This is a genomic window from Xenorhabdus sp. PR6a (assembly GCF_028599065.1).
GTDB lineage: Bacteria > Pseudomonadota > Gammaproteobacteria > Enterobacterales > Enterobacteriaceae > Xenorhabdus > Xenorhabdus doucetiae.
In genome coordinates this window covers 40,787-60,894 of the sequence record NZ_JAQRFJ010000003.1, presented here as the reverse complement: position 1 = coordinate 60,894, position 20,108 = coordinate 40,787, and the positions used below count along the sequence as shown (strand labels likewise).

Sequence of the window (20,108 nt, the reverse complement as noted above, 5' to 3'; positions counted from 1 at the left end):
AATTAACGTCCATTTAGCTTCCAGCCGAATGGGGTTGTTTTACATGCCTCGCAACTTTTCCCTGTTACAAGGTGTTTTTAGTGTACCAGCATATTTCACTACCAATACACCAGAATTCTATATACATCTTCTTGATACACGACTGCAAGCGTGTATTTACGAAAATTAACGATTATGCGGGTATTTCCAGCGCGTTTCTCGCATAAGTCAGTGCTTTATCAATCACTTCTTCGATAGACATGCTGGTCGAATCCAAGATCAATGCATCTTGTGCAGGCACTAAAGGCGCAACTGCCCGATTGCGGTCGCGGAAATCCCGCTCCTGTATTTCGGACAAAAGGTTTTCAAAATTAACACTAAAACCTTTCTCCTGCAACTGTAACATGCGTCTGCGAGCTCGTTCTTGCGCGCTTGCATCAAGAAATATTTTCACTGGTGCGTCAGGAAACACGATGGTTCCCATGTCACGGCCGTCGGCTATCAGCCCAGGCGCAATACGGAAAGCTCTCTGCCGACGCAAGAGCGCTTCACGGACACGTGGGAATGTCGCCGCCTGTGAAGCTGTGTTTCCAACGGTTTCGGTACGAATTTCATTGCTGACATCTTCGCCTTCCAGAATCACCCGGAGCTTACCATTTTCAGGCACAAAACGAACGTCCAGGTTTGCTGCCAGAGGAACCAGAGCGTCTTCAGACTGGATATCCACCTGATGATGGATGGCTGCCAGTGCCAATACACGATAAATGGCACCTGAATCAAGTAATTGCCAATCTAACGCTTCAGCCAATGCCTGACATAGCGTTCCCTTGCCAGCACCACTTGGCCCATCAACGGTTATTACTGGGGCTATTGCCACCATTATTATCCTCCTTTTCGCATAACATTCGTATAACAGACAGGTCATCTACCGAATGCAAAAAATTGCTTAATTAGCAAGCAATAAAAATCGGCCTTATTATACGGTGCTCAACAGGTGAGAAAAACAGGCAAAGCCCATTTATTTCCATCTCTATTTATTTTGTGTATTGACTGAGCTTTTCAAGCCGATTGAAATAATCTGGGAATGTTTTTGCTGTACAGCCTGGATCAAGGATGGTGACTGGGGTGTCCGATAGGGCCACCAGCGAAAAACACATTGCAATTCGGTGATCATTATAGGTTTCAATTTCAGCATGATTGAGTTTTTCTGGTGGAGAAACTCGAAGATAATCATGCCCTTCTTCCACTTCGGCACCTATTTTTCGTAATTCCGTTGCCATCGCATTCAGCCGATCCGTTTCCTTTACCCGCCAATTATAGATATTGCGGATAACGGTGTCTCCCTGTGCAAACAATGCGGTTGTCGCAATCGTCATTGCCGCATCAGGAATGGCATTCATATCCATATCAATACCGATCAATGTGCCACGTTCGCATTCGACAAAATCATCCCCCCAACGAACAGTCGCCCCCATCTGTTCCAGCACATTGGCAAATTGGGTATCCCCTTGCAGGCTATTTTTGCCAATGCCCGTAACACGAACGGTGCCACCTTTAATGGCGGCTGCGGCCAGAAAATAAGATGCTGATGAAGCATCACCTTCCACCAAATACTGCCCCGGAGACCAATATTGCTGCTGACCTTGAATGTGAAAAACCTGATAGTGTTCATTGGCCACTGTTACACCAAAACTTTTCATGAGTGCCAGCGTAATATCAATATAAGGTTTCGACACCAAATCACCTTGTATGCGGATCTCCGTGTCGTTTTTCGCCAATGGCGCAGCCATCAGCAAAGAGGTCAGGAATTGGCTGGAGACACTGCCGTTAACGGTAATTTTGCCGCCCGAAAATCCCCCCTTGATATGCAAGGGAGGATAATTTTCCTGTTCAAGATAATCAATTTTTGCCCCGCCTTGGCGCAGTGCATCGACCAAATGACCGATGGGACGCTCTTTCATCCGAGGTTCGCCGGTCAATACCACGCTTATGTTTTCACCCAGACATTCCTCTCCCAAACATAGCGCCGCAGCCAATGGACGCATTGCGGTGCCGGCATTACCGAGGAACAATTCAATACCGCTTTTGCCCGTAATGCGACCGCCAATCCCCTCGACTTCACAGACAGTACGGTCAGCGGATAGGCGGTAGGAAATACCCAATGTAGTCAAAGCATTAAGCATGTAACGGATATCATCGCTGTCCAATAAATTGGTGAGCCGGGTTGTCCCCTTGGCAAACGCAGCCAGTAGCAAAGCGCGGTTAGACACACTCTTAGAACCGGGCAAATTAATTGTTCCATTAATACGGGAAATGGGTTGTAACGTCAGGGATTGCATAATAACGGGGAATCTCCGGTTTTTTCATTGGGATAATCGAGAGCGGGAGGCGTTATCCCTCCCGACGATAAAACATTATGCGTTGCGGCGTTCAAAATCAGCCATAAATTCAACCAATGTTTTTACACCTTCATAAGGCATGGCGTTATAAATGGAAGCACGAGCGCCCCCTGCAACTTTGTGCCCTTTCAACGCATGTAGCCCGTGCGCATAGGCTTCTTCCAGAAACTGGCTATCCAGCGCGGGGTTAGCCAGTTGGAATGGGACATTCATGATAGAACGGTTTTCCGGGGCAACGCGGTTGATATACAGCTTGCTGTTATCAACCGCGCGATAGAGGTGTTCGGCTTTTGCATGGTTACGTTTGCTGATTTCTTGTAACCCGCCTTGCTCTTTTAACCATTTGAAGACCATGCCGGACAGATACCATGCAAATGTCGGTGGCGTGTTATACATAGAGTCATATTGGGCCAGTACCGTATAATCCAAGATAGATGGCGTATGCGGGTGGGCTTTACCCAATAGATCTTCACGGATAATGACAACAGTTATGCCTGCTGGCCCAATATTTTTTTGTGCCCCGGCATAGATAACCCCATAACGGCTAACATCAATGGGATTAGAGAGAATGGTTGAAGAGTAATCGGCAATGACAATTTTATCGTCACCAAAATCAGGCTCTTCAAAAATGGCAATGCCGTCAATCGTTTCATTCGGACAATAATGGATATAGGCCGCATCGCTGCTCAAGGCCCATTCACTCATCGACTTCACACTTTTGACACCATCCGTTTCTGCCCTGATATCAATGATATTTGGCGTGCAATATTTTTCTGCTTCTTTCGCTGCACATTCAGACCAGTAGCCACTCACAATATAATCTGCTGTCGATTTACTACCCAAAAAGTTTTGTGGTAACGCTGAGAATTGCCCACGGGCACCACCGTGACAAAACAGCACCTTGTAATTCTCAGGTATTGCTAATAAATCTCGGAGATCTTTTTCTGCCTCGGCTGCAACAGCCACAAACTCTTTGCTGCGGTGGCTGATTTCCATTACCGATGTCCCCAAGCCGTGCCAGTTGCAAAGTTCCTGCTCTGCACGTCGTAATACTTCTGCTGGCAACATAGCTGGACCAGCGCTGAAATTATATACCTGACTCATTATTAACTTCACCCTATCAATGGATACAATAAAATCGGACGTATTGGTTTTATCACTCCCGCCGTGGCGCTGCAACGGTTATTAAACATTTGTTGAAACCTATAGCATAACTCGTTGATGAATCATCTTATGATAAATAATACAATGAGTTATAACCAAAATAAGAAAACGTCAAAGAAAATAGTCTGAGTAATATTGGTTTTTATTTAAAAAAGAAAATTATTGATGAATGTAAGAAATAATTGGAATATAAAAAGGCGCATCAAATGCGCCTTTTTATAGACTTCAATCAGGAATTAATATTTATTAAACATTTCCTGAATTTCTGCAGCATCAGCAGTTTGCGTCAGAGCCAATTGCAGAAGAACGCGCGCTTTCTGTGGGTTCAGACGCTCTGATGCGACAAAACCATATTTGCTGTCGTTAACTTCCGCATTCTGAGTGGTATAACCGAAAGGAATACGGCTGGAGCGAACAACAACTACGCCCTCTTTAGCGGCTGTCGCCAGTGTGTCAAGAATGGACTTATAGATATTACCGTTACCGACGCCGGCACTGACAATACCCTGATAGCCATTTTCAACAAATGCTTTGGCCGGCAGATCAGAGGCGTTGGAATGGTTATAAACGATGCCAACTTTTGGCAATTTATCCAGCTTGCTCACATCGAAAGCAGCTTTGCCGGCCTTGACTGATGCCGCAGAATAGTAGTGTACGTTACCATTGTGAATGAAACCCTGTGCACCCGCATTCACAGGCTGGAACGCTTGAACTTCAGTTGTGCTCAGTTTACCAATGTCACGGCCATGAATAACGGAATCATTCATCGCCAGCAAAACACCACGGTTTGCTGAGTTTTTATCAGCCGCAACCACCACTGCGTTGTACAGGTTTAACGGACCATCAGCACCCAGCGCAGTCGATGGACGCATTGCCCCCACCATCACGACAGGCTTCTGACATTGTGTGGTCAGATCGAGGAAATATGCCGTTTCTTCCATGGTGTCAGTACCATGGGTGATAACAAAACCATCGGTTTTGTCACAATCTGCGTTGATTTTTTTCGCCAGAGTCAGCCACACCTGATCGTTCATGTCCTGAGAACCGATGCTGACAACCTGCTCGCCTTTCAAATCCGCAATATTTTTAATTGCCGGTACCGCATTCAGCAGGGCATCAATGCCTACTTTACCCGCGGTATAATTCGATTGAGTTGCAGATTCACCACCCCCGGCAATCGTGCCACCTGTTGCCAAAACCGTAATGTTTGGCAGAGCGAAAGCAGAACCACTAACTAAAGCCAGAAAACCGGCGATTGCTGTTATTTTAGTCTTTTTCATTATTCAACCTCTTGTAAAAAAAGCCATTTTATTATGTAAACTCACAATAAATAAACTCTAATTAACAATAATTTTTGGGAATTGATAGAGCGGATAAAAAAAACGCCGTATGATATGCGCCTTTAACATACATTGAAGTGAATCACGATGACGCAGACCTATATCCCAGGCAAAGATGCCGCGTTGGAAGACTCCATTAGCCGCTTTCAGCACAAACTGGAGTCTCTTGGTTTTAATATTGAAGAGGCCTCATGGCTGAATCCTGTCCCGAATGTTTGGTCAGTACATATCCGCGATCGTGACTGCCCACTGTGCTTTACAAATGGTAAGGGTGCCAGCAAAAAAGCGGCCTTGGCCTCTGCATTGGGAGAATATTTTGAGCGTCTATCGACAAACTATTTCTTTGCTGATTTTTATCTGGGCGATACCGTTGCCAATGGCGAATTTGTTCATTATCCAAATGAAAAATGGTTCCCGTTGCCGGAAGATGACGCTCTGCCAGAGGGGATTTTAGACGAACGCCTGCATCGTTTTTACAATCCAGATAACGCGCTTTGCGCCAGCCAGTTAGTTGATCTGCAATCGGGTAATGAAGAGCGTGGGATCTGTGCCCTGCCATTCACTCGCCTGTCAGATCATCAAACGATTTATATTCCAATGAATATTGTCGGAAACCTGTACGTTTCAAACGGCATGTCAGCCGGCAATACCATGAATGAAGCACGTGTTCAGGGATTATCGGAAGTCTTCGAGCGCTATGTGAAAAACCGCATTATCGCAGAATGCATCAGTTTGCCTGAAATTCCACAAGAGATAATGGATCGCTACCCAAGTGTGGTGGCATCGGTCAATAAATTGCAGGAAGAAGGCTTCCCGCTCTATTGTTACGATGCTTCACTGGGTGGGCAATTTCCCGTCATTTGCGTCGTCCTGTTCAATCCTAATAATGGCACTTGTTTTGCCTCCTTTGGCGCCCATCCTGATTTTGGTGTTGCACTGGAGCGCACAGTCACAGAACTGCTGCAAGGCCGTAGCCTGAAAGATTTGGATGTCTTCACTCCGCCAAGTTTTGATGATGAGGAAGTTTCTGAGCATACTAATCTGGAAACTCATTTTATCGATTCCAGCGGTGCAATCAGTTGGGATCTGTTTAAGCAAGATGCCGATTATGAGTTTGCCGACTGGAATTTCAGCGGAACGACAGAGGAAGAGTTCACCACCCTGATGGGGATCTTCAATCAACTGGATGCAGAAGTTTATGTTGCTGATTATGAGCATCTTGGCGTTTACGCCTGCCGGATTCTGGTGCCCGGCATGTCCGATATTTATCCGGTCGAAGATCTGCACATTGCCAATAACACCATGGGAACTCATCTGCGCGACACCATTCTGGCATTGCCGGAAAGCCAATGGCAGCCAGAAGAATATTTGGCTTTCCTCGAACAGTTAGATGATGAAGGTTTGGATGACTTCACCCGTGTCCGTGAGTTATTGGGCATTGCGGCGGGTAAAGATAACGGCTGGAGCAACCTGCGTATTGGTGAATTGAAATCCATGCTGGCACTGGCTGGCAACGATTTGGAGCAAGCACTGATTTGGGTTGAGTGGACACAAGATTTTAATGCTTCTGTTTTCACGGCGGAACGCGCTAACTACTATCGCTGTCTGCAAACGCTGTTGCTGTTGACCCAAGAAGACGATCGCGAACCAGAGCAATATTATCAGGCATTTGTCAAAATGTACGGCCAAGACACGGTCGATGCGGCTTCTGCTGCGCTTGCCGGAGAAAACTGCTTCCATGGCCTATGGGCTATTGATTCAGAATTAAAAGCATTGCCCGCTCATCAAGCATTACTGAATGCTTATGAGAAACTGCAAAAAGCCAAACGTGAATTTTGGTTCAATAAATAAACTGTTGTATTAACGCTTATTAACGATAAAAAGTAAATTTCAGGTTAAATACAATTTATTTTTAAATAACAAATAAATGACAATTTAACCTGTTATTTTACTTTTAACCTCCAAAAGACCAAAAGCACCAATATAAAATATTTCTATAAAAATTAAAAAATATTTATCATTATAAATCATTAAGTTATCATAAAATCATCTCGTTTATCCTGCCATACTTCATTAGATTTTCAGCTTAATATGATCCATATCAAATTCAGGCCAATGCCCGTTTGTTACTATCAAGGCGTGCTATAATTAATCAAGGATAAAAAGCGTGTTAGTATGAAAACTGACAACCCTTTTAATTTATTTCCGCCTGCTGTAATGGCACAAATCGCTGATGATAGTGGTGTCTATAAAGTCCATAAACATCCCGCAGTGACTTACTTATCGGCAATCATGGCAGGTGTGTTTATTTCCATTGCTTTTGTTTTTTATATTACGGCAACAACCGGAACCTCTTCTGTTCCTTATGGATTAGCGAAATTAACCGGCGGGATCTGTTTCTCCCTTGGCCTGATGTTAGTGGTGATATGTGGTGTCGATCTCTTCACTTCCACCGTATTGACGATCATTTCAAAAGCGACAGGACGTATCACTTGGTCTCAAATGTTCAAAAACTGGATTAACGTGTATATCGGTAATCTGATTGGTGCCCTGTTTTTCGTCGCCTTGATTTGGTATTCCGGCCAATATGCCGTCGACAATGGGGCTTGGGGTTTGAATGTCTTACAGACCGCAGATCACAAAATGCACCACTCTTTTGTCGAGGCCGTATGCCTGGGGATTTTAGCCAACTTGATGGTATGCCTGGCTGTCTGGATGAGCTATGCCGGACGCAGTTTGATCGATAAGCTATTTGCATTAATCCTGCCCATTGGCATGTTTGTTGCGAGTGGTTTTGAACACAGTATCGCTAACATGTTTTTAATTCCGTTCGGGATCATAATCAAAAACTTCGCCCCAGAAGCATTTTGGCAGCAAGCAGGGACAACCCCTGAAAAATTTCCCCAACTGAACGTTTCCAGTTTTATTACTGATAACCTGATCCCTGTCACGATAGGTAACATTATTGGCGGTGCGGTATTGGTCGGGTTGGCTTATTGGTTGATGTATTTACGTGGCGACAAAAAACAGTAAGTTGCCTCTCTATCAGATTTCTTAAAATTTCCACTGTCAAAAGGTAGAAGTATCATGTCCGAGTTAAACAAAAAATTTTCTGTAGCATGGCAAGGCTTTAACGAGGGTAGCTGGCAGAATGAAGTCAATGTTCGTGATTTCATCCAGAAGAATTATCTCCCATATGAAGGGGATGAATCATTCCTTGAGGGTGCCACAGAAGCGACAAACGTTTTGTGGGAAAAAGTCATGGAAGGTATCAAAATCGAAAACCGCACCCATGCACCGGTAAATTTTGATACTGACGTTGCGTCTACCATTACCTCTCATGATGCCGGTTATATTGAGAAAGAGTTGGAACAAATCGTTGGCCTACAAACCGAAGCGCCACTGAAACGTGCCATTATTCCCTTTGGTGGCATTAAAATGGTTGAAAGTTCCTGTAAAGCTTACGATCGCGAACTCGACCCAAAACTGAAACAAATTTTCACTGAATATCGTAAGACGCATAACCAAGGGGTATTCGATGTTTACACCCCAGATATCCTGAAATGCCGTAAATCGGGTGTCTTGACCGGCCTGCCTGATGCTTACGGCCGTGGTCGCATTATCGGCGATTACCGTCGCGTTGCGTTATACGGTATCGACGTCCTGCGCGATGAGAAATTTGCTCAATTCACCTCCTTGCAGGAAAAATTGGAAAACGGCGAAGATTTAGAAGCGACCATTCGCCTGCGGGAAGAGCTTGCCGAACAGCATCGTGCCCTGGGTCAAATCAAAGAGATGGCGGCTAAACATGGCTATGATATTTCCAATCCTGCCACCAATGCCAAAGAAGCCGTGCAATGGACTTATTTCGCTTATCTGGCCGCCGTTAAATCCCAAAACGGGGCGGCGATGTCCTTTGGCCGTGTTTCCACCTTCCTGGACATCTACATCGAACGTGATATTCGGGCAGGTAAATTGACCGAACAACAAGCTCAAGAGCTGATCGATCATTTGGTCATGAAATTGCGCATGGTACGTTTCCTGCGTACACCAGAATATGATGAGCTGTTCTCCGGCGACCCTATTTGGGCAACCGAATCACTGGCGGGTATGGGCTTGGATGGGCGTACTCTGGTAACCAAAAACAGTTTCCGTTTCCTGAATACGCTCTATACCATGGGGCCGTCCCCGGAACCTAACATGACCATCCTGTGGTCTGAAAAACTGCCCATTAACTTTAAAAAGTTTGCCGCAAAAGTCTCGATCGATACGTCATCCCTGCAATATGAAAATGATGACCTGATGCGCCCTGACTTCAACAGCGATGATTATGCTATCGCGTGTTGTGTCAGCCCAATGGTGGTGGGTAAGCAAATGCAGTTCTTCGGCGCCCGCGCAAACCTTGCAAAAACCATGCTGTATGCCATCAACGGCGGTGTGGATGAAAAAATGAAAATGCAGGTTGGCCCGAAAGCCGAACCCATGAAAGACGCCGTGCTGGATTACGATAAAGTGATGGATCGCATGGATCACTTCATGGATTGGCTGGCAAAACAGTATGTCACGGCGCTGAACATCATCCACTACATGCATGATAAATATAGCTATGAAGCTTCATTGATGGCACTGCATGATCGTGATGTGGTCCGTACCATGGCGTGTGGCATCGCCGGCCTATCTGTTGCTGCTGACTCACTGTCTGCGATTAAATATGCGAAAGTTTCCCCAATCCGCGATGAAGATGGGCTGGCAGTTGATTTCAACATTGAAGGTGAATACCCACAATTCGGTAACAACGATCCCCGTGTCGATGATATCGCGTGTGATCTGGTTGAACGTTTCATGAAGAAAATTCAGAAGCTGCAAACCTACCGCAATGCCGTTCCAACACAGTCGGTGCTGACCATTACCTCAAACGTGGTTTATGGTAAGAAAACGGGTAATACACCTGATGGACGTCGTGCCGGCGCACCATTTGGACCCGGAGCTAACCCAATGCACGGGCGCGATCAGAAAGGTGCCGTGGCGTCATTGACTTCAGTGGCTAAACTGCCGTTTGCCTATGCCAAAGATGGTATTTCATACACGTTCTCTATCGTACCTAATGCGTTGGGTAAAGATGATGAAGTGCGTAAAGCCAATCTGGCGGGTCTGATGGATGGTTATTTCCATCACGAAGCGGATATCGAAGGGGGCCAGCATCTGAACGTCAACGTGATGAACCGCGAAATGCTGTTGGATGCCATGGAAAATCCTGAGAAATACCCTCAGTTGACTATTCGCGTATCGGGCTACGCGGTGCGGTTTAACTCTTTGACGAAAGAACAACAACGGGACGTTATCACCCGTACATTTACTCAATCTATTTGATAATGACTTGAAATAGAGTGAATTAAAATCGCGTTACCTCAGCATGTCATTATGTTCCATTGAAATAAAATGACATACACTAAAGGCTCCTTAATACTTGGGGCCTTTATTCGCTTGTCAGTTTTGGAGAAATCCCTTCATGTCCGTACTTGGCCGTATCCACTCTTTTGAATCTTGCGGCACCGTCGATGGCCCCGGTATCCGCTTTATCGCGTTTTTCCAAGGCTGCCTTATGCGCTGCCTCTATTGCCATAACCGCGATACTTGGGATACCCACGGCGGAAAAACCGTCACGGTTGAAGAATTAATAAAAGAAGCAACGACCTATCGCCATTTTATGAATGCTTCGGGCGGCGGCGTCACCGCTTCCGGTGGTGAAGCCATTCTTCAGGCGGAATTTGTACGTGACTGGTTCAGGGCGTGCCATGAAGAAGGCATTCATACCTGTCTGGATACCAATGGCTTTGTGCGCCGTTATGATCCGGTGATCGATGAACTATTGGATGTTACCGATTTGGTTATGCTGGATCTAAAACAGCTTAACGATGATATTCACCAAAAATTAGTGGGTGTATCCAATCACCGGACGCTTGAATTCGCCCGTTATCTGGCAAAACGTAATCAAAAAACTTGGGTCCGTTATGTTGTCGTTCCCGGTTGGTCGGATGATGATCAATCCGTTCATTTACTGGGTGAATTCACCAAGGAAATGAAAAATATTGAAAAAATAGAACTCTTGCCCTACCACGAACTGGGTAAACATAAATGGATTGCCATGGGTGAGGAATATCAACTGGAAGGTATTAAACCGCCCTCAAAAGAGACAATGGAACGAGTAAAAGACATTTTGAGCCGTTATGGTCATCATGTAATCTATTAGATTCCCCCTCCTTATCCTCTAACCCTCTAATTAATAGAGTAATCTGTCATTCTGCATAAAAACTGATTCTCAATCATTTGAGGTCAGTTTGCTATGGTCAAAATAAAGCATAGATCAGAATAATCTAACAATAAGGAGAAAAATATTTTATTCTAAAAACAGACAATATATGACAGCAAAATGAAATCATTTACTTTATGTAGAGATAAATTAGAAAATTAAGCTAAAATGATATTCAAATAATTAATAAAAAATCCTGCCTATATTCATTATTACCTATAAAAACATCTCTATTCCATTGATAAAGATTAAAATTAACACTTGTTGATTAATAATTTTTATATGATAATCCCGCCGCCTTCTATAACAACTTGTGCCAATAAAACAGGCATAGAGAAAAGTCAATTCAACAATTGCCATTCAGTAAAATAAATCGGAAAAGATATGGATACTCATGATATGAATTTCAACTCAGGAGAGAACAACGTCTCTTTGAGCAAAGAGAAAGATACATTTATTCCAGATGGCCGTGCCGTGGGGGCTGGAGCTGCGACAGAATGGATTGGTAATGCGTGGGAAATGTTTAAGGCAAAGCCAGTGAAATGGATATTGCTAACCTTTATCTATTTTATCATTATAATGGCTTTACAGTTCGTGCCTGCTGGCGGTATCGTCGGTGCCCTGTTTGGTCCGGTATTTATTGCTGGATTTATTGCTGCCAGTGAAAAGCAAAGAACAACCGGTGATTTTGAAATAGAATTACTTTTCCACGGGTTTAAGAATAAACTTGGTTCATTAGTGGCCGTCGGTGGACTTGTTATCGGTATATATATACTGGGTGGTATTGCTGCTGTCATGCTTGGCGGCACAAGCCTAATACAAATCATTTTAACTGGGCAAGATCCTGATCCAATGTTATTAATGGGAGGCTTGTCTACTCTCATGCTGGCAATATTGGTTATATTACTCTTTAGCATCGTTGCCGCTGCATTTAGCTGGTTTGCGCCTGCCCTGATTATCATTAATGATTTAAAATTTGGTGAAGCAGTATCGATGAGCCTGAGCGCAGTCAAGAAAAACCTCTTCGCTGGTTTTCTCTTCTTCTTGCTGATAGGCATTCTGATGGGAATTTCTGCTATTCCAATTGGGTTAGGTTTAATTGTTACTCTCCCTCTTTATATGGCAACTTATTATACTTCCTATCGCAGTATCTTTTATTCGCCAGAATCTCAAGAGACAAAATCTCGCTTGATTAGCTAAATATTTCCAATAGATATTGATATGTAAAAAGCGCTGTTTTTAGCGCTTTTTTATTACTATTTTTCTGACATTGCATGTTGGAATGAAAACATTAAAGTTGAGTTGGAACCATTATTAACATAAGGAAAAATAATGGATAATAAAAATCTTTCTCCTGATTCAGAAAAATCACATAATAACTCAGTTAATGAGAACACTATTTTCATTCCCAATGGTCAAGCCATTGGAGCAAGCGCGGCTATTGCCTGGATAGGTGATGCCTGGCATTTTATCTCTCCCAAACTTGGTATGTGGATCTTAATGGGAATTATCTATGGTGTTATCAGTTTAGGTATTTTATTCATTCCTAAATTTGGTTTTCTCCTGCCTGATTTACTGGAGCCACTATTCTTTGCCGGAATTATTGCCATTTGTGAAACACAAAGAACGACAGGTAAATTTAAATTAGGAAAGCTACTTTTTGGTTTCCGTTATAAATTTGGCACTCTATTGACGGTGGGTCTCATTGTTTGTGGAATAAAGATACTGGGGAATGTTGTTTCTGCTCTGCTGGACGGTAATAATATCTATCAGGTTGTTTTCGAAGATCTCTACTCATATTTCAATTATGACCTAATAGCCATTCACGATAATTCAGAAACATCATTTTTATCGTTTTGTGCTCTCCTAATTTCCTTGTTTTTCTCCACTGCATACTCTTGGTTTTCGCCTGCATTAATTATATTAAAAGATTTTAATGTAGGAAAAGCGCTTTCAATGAGTCTTAATGCTTTCTGGAAAAACTTCTTGGGTGTAATACTATTTATTATTTTTCTCTATCTTTTGTTCGTTATTTCTATGATCCCTCTTTTTTTAGGGGTTCTATTCATAACTCCATTGACTCTGGTCACCTCTTACTCCTCTTATCGTCGTGTTTTTTATAAACAAGAATCTCAAAAAGATGAGATAGCGATAAAAAATTAATTCATGATAGGACTCGTAAAAAAAGCGCCATATTCGGCGCTTTTTGATTATGAATAAAATGGCATTAACCAATATATTCCAATCCATTCATATAAGGACGCAATGCTTCCGGGATTTCAATACGACCATCGGCCTGCTGATAGTTTTCCATCACAGCAACCAGAGTACGACCTACCGCCAGACCAGAACCGTTCAGTGTATGCACCAACTGCGTTTTCTTGTCCTCTTTACCACGGAAACGCGCCTGCATACGACGAGCCTGAAAATCCCACATATTGGAACAAGAGGAGATTTCACGATAAGTATTTTGCGCCGGTAACCAAACTTCCAGATCGTAAGTTTTTCTTGCGCTCGCACCCATATCACCCGTGCACAACAGCATCTTACGGTAAGGAAGATTCAGTAACTGCAATACCTTTTCCGCATGCCCTGTCAGTTCTTCCAGTGCTTCCATGGATTTCTCAGGATGAACAACCTGAACCAGTTCAACTTTATCAAACTGATGCATACGAATAAGGCCACGGGTATCACGGCCATAAGAGCCAGCTTCAGAACGGAAGCAAGGAGTATGCGCCGTCATCTTCAGCGGCAACATACTTTCATCCAGAATTTCATCACGAACTAAGTTAGTCACGGGCACTTCCGCCGTTGGGATCAGGGCATAATGGCTGCCAGTTTCCTCTTCCAATGGCCGGGTGTGGAACAGATCTTCACCAAATTTAGGTAACTGCCCCGTACCATACAGAGAGTCATGGTTAACCAAGTAAGGCACATAAGTTTCCAGATAACCATGCTGTTCAGTATGCAGATCCAGCATAAACTGCGCGATGGCACGGTGCAGACGAGCAATCTGACCTTTCATGACGACGAAACGTGAACCTGTTAATTTAACCGCTGCCGCAAAATCAAGGCCGCCGGTCAACTCACCCAGTGAGACATGATCTTTGATTTCAAAATCATATTGACGTGGTTCACCCCAACGACTGATTTCCAGATTATCACTGTCATCTTTTCCATCCGGAGAAGAATCGTCTGGGATATTTGGCATACTTAATGCGATATGACGGATCTCAGCCTGCAAGGTCTCCAGTTCAGCTTTTGCTGAATCCAGTTTTTCTCCCAACTGATTCACTTCCTGACGCAGTGGTTCAATATCTTCACCACGGGCTTTCGCTGCACCAATAGCCTTCGATCGGGAATTACGTTCTGCTTGCAGGGTTTCAGTTTCAACTTGTAAAACTTTGCGGCGCTCTTCGAGTTGGCGCAGCGTCTCCACATCAAGGGTATAACCCCTGCGAGCCAGTTTTTCGGCGACTGCGTCTAGCTCATTACGCAGTATATTTGGATCGAGCATGCTAGTCCTGTGCTTGTTGTTATTGAAAAAGTGTTAGGTATGAACCTTACCGTATCAAGAAAATTAACGATAGCGTTTTATCGGGCTATTTTGATCCTGTTCCATTAACCAGTTTAATTTCTCACCAATCTTACCTTCCAGCCCTCTGGCCGTCGGGTGATAATAACGGGTTTGCTGCATTTCTGGTGGAAAATAGACTTCGCCAGCCGCATAGGCATTCGCTTCATCATGAGCGTAACGGTACTCTTCCCCAAACCCAATGTCTTTCATCAGCTTAGTCGGGGCATTACGCAAATGGGCAGGCACGTCATAATCGGGTTTGTTCTGCGCATCCGCCATCGCGGCTTTGAATGCGGTATAAACCGCATTACTTTTCGGTGCACAAGCAAGATAGACAATGGCCTGTGCAATCGCTCTTTCCCCTTCGGCCGCCCCTACACGCGTAAAACAATCCCACGCCGCAATAGCTATCTGCATTCCGCGTGGATCAGCATTGCCCACATCTTCAGAAGCAATGGCCAGTAACCGGCGGGCAACATAAAGGGGATCACCACCGGCGGTGATAATGCGGGCATACCAGTAAAGTGCCGCGTCAGGCGCTGAACCACGGATGGATTTATGCAGGGCAGAAATTAGATCGTAATATCGATCACCTTGATTATCAAACCGGGCACTCCGTTCCCCGCTCACTTCTTTTAACAATTCCGGTGTCAAAACCCGTTGCCCTTGCGCATTGGTTTCCACCATATCCGACATCATTTCGAGCAAATTCAGTGAGCGACGAGCATCTCCCGCCACCAGCTCTGCTATCATCTGGCGAGTATTGTCTGGTAATACAATATCTTGCCCACCAATACCTCGCTCTGCATCGTTCATGGCCTGAATCAGCACCTGTTCAATTTCTGCCGTTGAAAGTGATTTCAATAAATAAACACGCGCTCGTGACAACAAGGCTGAATTTAATTCAAAGGAAGGATTTTCGGTCGTTGCACCAATAAATGTGATCGTACCGTCTTCGATATGGGGTAAGAACGCATCCTGCTGGCTTTTGTTAAATCGGTGAACCTCATCGACAAATAAGATGGTTCTGCGCCCTGCATGACGGTTTTGCCGGGCTTTTTCTATCGATTCACGGATCTCTTTTATGCCAGAAGTGACGGCCGAAATACGTTCAATATCCGCTTGCGCGTAATAACCCATAATTTCAGCCAGTGTCGTTTTCCCTGTTCCGGGCGGTCCCCATAAGATCATGGAGTGGAGGAGGCCCGCTCGGATTGCCCGTGGCAGCGGTTTTCCTTCCGCCAACAAGTGTTGCTGGCCGATATAATTTTCTAATGTGACTGGCCGCATTCTTGCGGCCAGTGGCTGAAATTCATTCTGTGAAAAATCGAGAGAAAGATTGTTCACTTAAGACCTCACTGGCGTTGATCATCCAGCGTGACACCTTCTGGCACGATAAATTTGAATTTCGCCGCATCCACGTGGGTATTTTGTTGCCCTTGCAATTGATAAGCACTTTTTTGCCCATCCTGTTCAACGGCAGTAAATTTTTGGATTGTGCCTTCTGGTGTCACGGTAATTGAAAAATGTTTTAAATTGCCATTGGTATTATGTGGCATGAGTTCAAAGTGATTGCCGTTTTGCACAACCTTGTACTGTTTCCAGTCGGCAGGATCGTTACGCGCAATAAGCATAAATGGCGTATTTCCTGTGGCTTCTTTTAACCAATTTGCAGTCACCTGTTCAACAAAAGGATTATAAAACCACAACGTTTTACCATCAGAAACCAAAACACTCTCATCAGGTGAGGTCATGTGCCAGTTAAACAAATTAGGACGTTTGATCCAAAGTTCCCCTGCTCCTTTTTGGATCGTCGAACCATCATTACTCGTCACTGTTTGCGTAAAACTGGCATGAAAGCTATTCACCTTTCCCAGGCGCCCTTGTAGATCCTGCGTCGCATCAGCCCAGGCAGAACCTATGCTCACACCCATTATCAGACAACCAATCAACATCAGTTTTTTCATGTGCGAGATACCTTCATCATTAATGTTCATGCGGCGGAGGTGCCAAAACTTCACGATTGCCATTATGCCCAGGCGCACTGACTATCTGTTGTGCCTCCATTTGTTCGACAATTCGGGCTGCCCGGTTATATCCAATACGGAATTGACGTTGCACACCCGAAATAGAAACACGGCGTTTTTCGACTACAAATTCAACCGCTTGATCAAACAGGGGGTCCAGCTCTTCATCGCTGTCAAATCCCATGCTGCCTTCGCCATCTTCTCCCCCTTTGACAATACTGTCTATATATTGAGGGCGGCCACGGGCTTTCCAGTCATTCACGACTTCATGAACTTCTTGATCGCGCACAAATGCACCATGAACACGGACAGGAATGGAAGAGTTTGGTGCCAAATAAAGCATATCTCCCATGCCAAGCAATGATTCTGCACCGCCTTGGTCAAGAATGGTACGGGAATCTATTTTACTGGATACCGTAAATGCAATACGTGTCGGAATATTTGCCTTGATCAACCCGGTGATAATATCAACCGAAGGCCGCTGGGTGGCCAATACTAAGTGGATTCCTGCTGCCCGTGCCTTCTGAGCCAAGCGCGCAATGAGTTCTTCCACCTTTTTGCCGACTGTCATCATTAAGTCGGCAAATTCATCCACCATAACCACAATATAAGGCTCTTTTTTCAACATAGGATGCGTTGCATCCATGCTGTCACCCGGTTTCCAGAACGGATCAGGGATCGGGCGACCCATATTTTCTGCTTGTTTGATCTTGTCGTTATAGCCTGCAAGGTTACGCACACCCAACGCGGACATCAGTTTATAACGCCGTTCCATTTCATTTACACACCAACGCAATGCGTTGGCTGCATCTTTCATATCGGTGACGACTTCAGTCAATAAGTGAGGAATGCCCTCATAAACCGATAATTCCAGCATTTTCGGGTCAATCATAATAAAGCGAACATCTTCTGGTTTCGCTTTATACAGGATACTGAGGATCATCGCATTGACCCCGACCGATTTACCCGAACCCGTCGTCCCGGCTACCAGTAAGTGAGGCATTTTACCCAAATCAGCCACAACCGGCTGCCCTGCAATGTCTTTCCCTAACACGATAGTGAGTGGTGAAGGATTATCACGGAATTTCTCACAATCCAGAACTTCCCGCAGATAAACGGTTTGGCGTTTTTTATTGGGTAATTCCAAACCCACATACGGTTTCCCCGGAATCACTTCCACGATACGGACGGCTACCGCTGAAAGCGAGCGAGCGAGGTCCCGCGATAAATTAGAAATACGTGAGGCTTTCACCCCCGGCGCTAAGTCCAATTCAAATCGTGTGATGACAGGCCCCGGAGAGAACCCTACCACATCCGCTTTGACGCGATAATCATTTAAACGCGCTTCAATTAAACGAGAAATTTGCTCAAGCGCAAGCATATCAACCGGCTCTTCTTCTGCCGGTGGCGCAGCCAAAAGATCCAGCGAAGGCATCGGCGTCGTTGGTTTTGGCAAGGGTTGATCATTGCGTATCAAAAATGGGTGAAACAGGCTGTCTTGCTGCGGCTGCTGCACAGGAATAGCTTGTTGAATCGGTGGTTCTGTTGACACAAATTTAGCAAGATCAGGTTGATTAAGATCACTCGCCTGAGGGATATGATTAGATGCTGGCTTTTCATCCGGTGCTGAAACGGGTTCCGGAGAGGCAGGTTGATTTATCTGATAACGTTCACGTTGTTGCTGTTCAAATGCTATCCGTAACGCTTCTTCCTGCGCTTTCTGGTCATCTGGCTGTTCATCTACTACGCTATTTTTCGTAAGTTCGGCTATCGTTGGTTGCTTATGTAGCAACGTGCCTTCTCCGTGAGTTCCTCTATTCTCTGCTTCAAAATCAGCACCGTAGCGTTCACGCTGCTGTTCGAGGAATTGCTGACGCAATATATCTTGCTGTTGGACATCCATTTGCTGTTCATTAGCTTCTGCAATCAGCTCATCCTGCCTCTCTTTTTCTTTCCGTTGCATGTGTTCTGCCAAACGGTGAGAAGGCACTTTGATACCATACAATTCACGGCGGGTTGGGATCCTGACAGGATTAGGCCGGGGCATTTCAGGGCCTATGCCTTGTTTAACCTGTGGATTCCTCACCACAGCAACAGAGTCAGTGACACTCGCTGCCACATTTTTCACATTGGCATGATGAGTTTCAGGAGAAGTCATTGTATCCGTTACATCTACATCATCCCTCTTCACCTCTTCCTGATGCTGTAATTGCAGTTGATCAAATTCAGGTTGATCAAATGCTGGCGAGGAGGTTGCAGTCGTCGATATGACTGGCTGCGGTATATGTTCACGCTCAAGTGGATGTTCGGTGGTTTCGGATGATCCATTTTCTTCCATAACCGGAGAAGCCGATTCTGGCTGCAACGCTGGATCAGTGTTAGCCAACTCAACTACCGTCGGAGTTGTTAGTAATACATCATCCTCATCAGCGTCGGGGGTTTCAATCGCCACCTCGGAGTTAACCATTTCATGCTTATCTGCATGCTCCACGCGTTTCTGTTCACTGACTGGGCTTTCGGAAACTAATGCATCCTCTGAATCTTCTTCGTTATATTCAGCATCATTGCGGCCACGATTAACCACAAAACTCAGTAAATCGAGAATAACTGCACCTATTTTTTCTGCAATCGTGAGCCATGACCATCCGGTAAACAGGGTGAATCCAACAGCCCAAACACCCAACAACGCCAATGTTGCTCCAAGGATGTTGAACCAAGGCAAAATCGCATTGCTGAATAAATTACCAATGATGCCACCAGCAGCAAAATCATTTAAATCATCAATATTGAGTGCAGCCAGGCCACATGAAGTCAGCACCAAGGCCAAAGCACCAATGACGCGTAATGCGAGTGTGAAGAAATCAATGTACTCTTGCCTATCTCTTTGACGGAAAGCATTCCAACAACCTGACAACATAGACGGCGGGACTGCATAGGCAAGAATACCAAATGCTGAGAACAGCGTGTCAGATAGCCAGGCACCAACACTGCCGCCCCAATTGTGGATAGGTTCATGCCATGACGTCTGAGACCAGCTGGGGTCAGATGGATTGAAGCTGATAAGTGCGACCATCAAGTACACAGCACAAATAGCAATAACCAACAAAATGGCTTCCAAAAGCCGACGGCTACTGCTTATTTTCTTTAACTTAACACGTTTGTCTTCTGTATATTCCTGGTTCAAGAAAGGCTCTCCAGGTTTTCTTGTTGATTAAACGGAACAACGCTGAGGATAGCTCAGCGTTGAAACTGTATGCATAAACAGGAGTGTACCTAAGTTTTTCCTGTTTTGCATCTGTACATTTTAGACAA

At 44.8% G+C, this 20,108-nt stretch carries 14 protein-coding genes; 6 read left to right on the top strand and 8 right to left on the bottom strand.

Annotated features, from left to right (window positions below; translation table 11 throughout):
* Nucleotides 1-172: 172 nt before the first annotated feature.
* From cmk to ansB, 4 genes are all read right to left on the bottom strand, one after another.
* A complete protein-coding gene (cmk, locus tag PSI15_RS01515; protein ID WP_273582000.1) occupies nucleotides 173-859 on the bottom strand; it encodes a (d)CMP kinase in 687 nt (228 codons plus the stop codon).
* Between the two features lie 154 nt (nucleotides 860-1,013).
* Entirely contained in the window at nucleotides 1,014-2,318 is a 1,305-nt protein-coding gene (gene aroA, locus PSI15_RS01510; RefSeq protein WP_273581999.1) for a 3-phosphoshikimate 1-carboxyvinyltransferase, read from the bottom strand.
* Between the two features lie 75 nt (nucleotides 2,319-2,393).
* Nucleotides 2,394-3,482, bottom strand: coding sequence for a 3-phosphoserine/phosphohydroxythreonine transaminase (gene serC / locus PSI15_RS01505; protein ID WP_273581998.1), 1,089 nt, complete (start codon nucleotides 3,480-3,482; stop codon nucleotides 2,394-2,396).
* Nucleotides 3,483-3,778: 296 nt separating this feature from the next.
* Entirely contained in the window at nucleotides 3,779-4,822 is a 1,044-nt protein-coding gene (ansB, locus tag PSI15_RS01500; protein WP_273581997.1) for an L-asparaginase 2, read from the bottom strand.
* 147 nt (nucleotides 4,823-4,969) lie between these two features.
* Between ansB and ycaO the strand changes: the two genes are divergently transcribed.
* The 6 genes from ycaO to PSI15_RS01470 all read left to right on the top strand — a co-directional run bounded on the left by ycaO (nucleotide 4,970) and on the right by PSI15_RS01470 (nucleotide 13,355).
* Nucleotides 4,970-6,733: a 30S ribosomal protein S12 methylthiotransferase accessory factor YcaO gene (gene ycaO, locus PSI15_RS01495; protein WP_273581996.1), complete on the top strand. Its 1,764-nt coding sequence runs from the start codon at nucleotides 4,970-4,972 to the stop codon at nucleotides 6,731-6,733.
* A 324-nt stretch (nucleotides 6,734-7,057) separates the two neighbouring features.
* Nucleotides 7,058-7,915, top strand: a complete 858-nt coding sequence (gene focA, locus PSI15_RS01490) for a formate transporter FocA (RefSeq protein WP_273581995.1) — start codon at nucleotides 7,058-7,060, stop codon at nucleotides 7,913-7,915.
* A gap of 54 nt (nucleotides 7,916-7,969) precedes the next feature.
* On the top strand, nucleotides 7,970-10,252 hold the full coding sequence (gene pflB / locus PSI15_RS01485) for a formate C-acetyltransferase (protein ID WP_273581994.1): 2,283 nt from the start codon (nucleotides 7,970-7,972) through the stop codon (nucleotides 10,250-10,252).
* Nucleotides 10,253-10,391: 139 nt separating this feature from the next.
* Entirely contained in the window at nucleotides 10,392-11,132 is a 741-nt protein-coding gene (gene pflA / locus PSI15_RS01480) for a pyruvate formate lyase 1-activating protein (RefSeq protein ID WP_273581993.1), read from the top strand.
* Nucleotides 11,133-11,576: 444 nt separating this feature from the next.
* A complete protein-coding gene (locus tag PSI15_RS01475; protein WP_273581992.1) occupies nucleotides 11,577-12,392 on the top strand; it encodes a BPSS1780 family membrane protein in 816 nt (271 codons plus the stop codon).
* A gap of 132 nt (nucleotides 12,393-12,524) precedes the next feature.
* Nucleotides 12,525-13,355, top strand: coding sequence for a BPSS1780 family membrane protein (locus PSI15_RS01470; protein WP_273581991.1), 831 nt, complete (start codon nucleotides 12,525-12,527; stop codon nucleotides 13,353-13,355).
* Between the two features lie 64 nt (nucleotides 13,356-13,419).
* On the opposite strand, the gene serS is transcribed toward PSI15_RS01470, so the two are convergent.
* The 4 genes from serS to PSI15_RS01450 form a co-directional block, all read right to left on the bottom strand.
* Entirely contained in the window at nucleotides 13,420-14,709 is a 1,290-nt protein-coding gene (serS, locus tag PSI15_RS01465; RefSeq protein ID WP_273581990.1) for a serine--tRNA ligase, read from the bottom strand.
* Nucleotides 14,710-14,772: 63 nt separating this feature from the next.
* The gene (locus PSI15_RS01460) at nucleotides 14,773-16,116 is read right to left on the bottom strand and encodes a replication-associated recombination protein A (protein WP_273581989.1); all 1,344 of its coding nucleotides are present in this window, start codon (nucleotides 16,114-16,116) and stop codon (nucleotides 14,773-14,775) included.
* Between the two features lie 8 nt (nucleotides 16,117-16,124).
* Nucleotides 16,125-16,736: an outer membrane lipoprotein chaperone LolA gene (lolA, locus tag PSI15_RS01455; protein ID WP_045973379.1), complete on the bottom strand. Its 612-nt coding sequence runs from the start codon at nucleotides 16,734-16,736 to the stop codon at nucleotides 16,125-16,127.
* Between the two features lie 19 nt (nucleotides 16,737-16,755).
* Nucleotides 16,756-19,869 (bottom strand): DNA translocase FtsK 4TM domain-containing protein, encoded by a 3,114-nt coding sequence (locus tag PSI15_RS01450; RefSeq protein WP_443256061.1) that lies wholly within the window; start codon nucleotides 19,867-19,869, stop codon nucleotides 16,756-16,758.
* Nucleotides 19,870-20,108 lie beyond the last annotated feature (239 nt).

Excerpts from the sequence above, each read along its gene's own strand:
- focA (WP_273581995.1), top strand. The coding sequence starts at position 7,058 with ATGAAAACTGACAACCCTTTTAATTTATTTCCGCCTGCTGTAATGGCA.
- PSI15_RS01470 (WP_273581991.1), top strand. The coding sequence starts at position 12,525 with ATGGATAATAAAAATCTTTCTCCTGATTCAGAAAAATCACATAATAAC.
- PSI15_RS01475 (WP_273581992.1), top strand. The coding sequence starts at position 11,577 with ATGGATACTCATGATATGAATTTCAACTCAGGAGAGAACAACGTCTCT.
- pflA (WP_273581993.1), top strand. The coding sequence starts at position 10,392 with ATGTCCGTACTTGGCCGTATCCACTCTTTTGAATCTTGCGGCACCGTC.
- lolA (WP_045973379.1), bottom strand. The coding sequence starts at position 16,736 with ATGAAAAAACTGATGTTGATTGGTTGTCTGATAATGGGTGTGAGCATA.
- ycaO (WP_273581996.1), top strand. The coding sequence starts at position 4,970 with ATGACGCAGACCTATATCCCAGGCAAAGATGCCGCGTTGGAAGACTCC.
- PSI15_RS01450 (WP_443256061.1), bottom strand. The coding sequence starts at position 19,869 with ATGGTCGCACTTATCAGCTTCAATCCATCTGACCCCAGCTGGTCTCAG.
- cmk (WP_273582000.1), bottom strand. The coding sequence starts at position 859 with ATGGTGGCAATAGCCCCAGTAATAACCGTTGATGGGCCAAGTGGTGCT.
- serC (WP_273581998.1), bottom strand. The coding sequence starts at position 3,482 with ATGAGTCAGGTATATAATTTCAGCGCTGGTCCAGCTATGTTGCCAGCA.
- pflB (WP_273581994.1), top strand. The coding sequence starts at position 7,970 with ATGTCCGAGTTAAACAAAAAATTTTCTGTAGCATGGCAAGGCTTTAAC.
- ansB (WP_273581997.1), bottom strand. The coding sequence starts at position 4,822 with ATGAAAAAGACTAAAATAACAGCAATCGCCGGTTTTCTGGCTTTAGTT.
- serS (WP_273581990.1), bottom strand. The coding sequence starts at position 14,709 with ATGCTCGATCCAAATATACTGCGTAATGAGCTAGACGCAGTCGCCGAA.
- aroA (WP_273581999.1), bottom strand. The coding sequence starts at position 2,318 with ATGCAATCCCTGACGTTACAACCCATTTCCCGTATTAATGGAACAATT.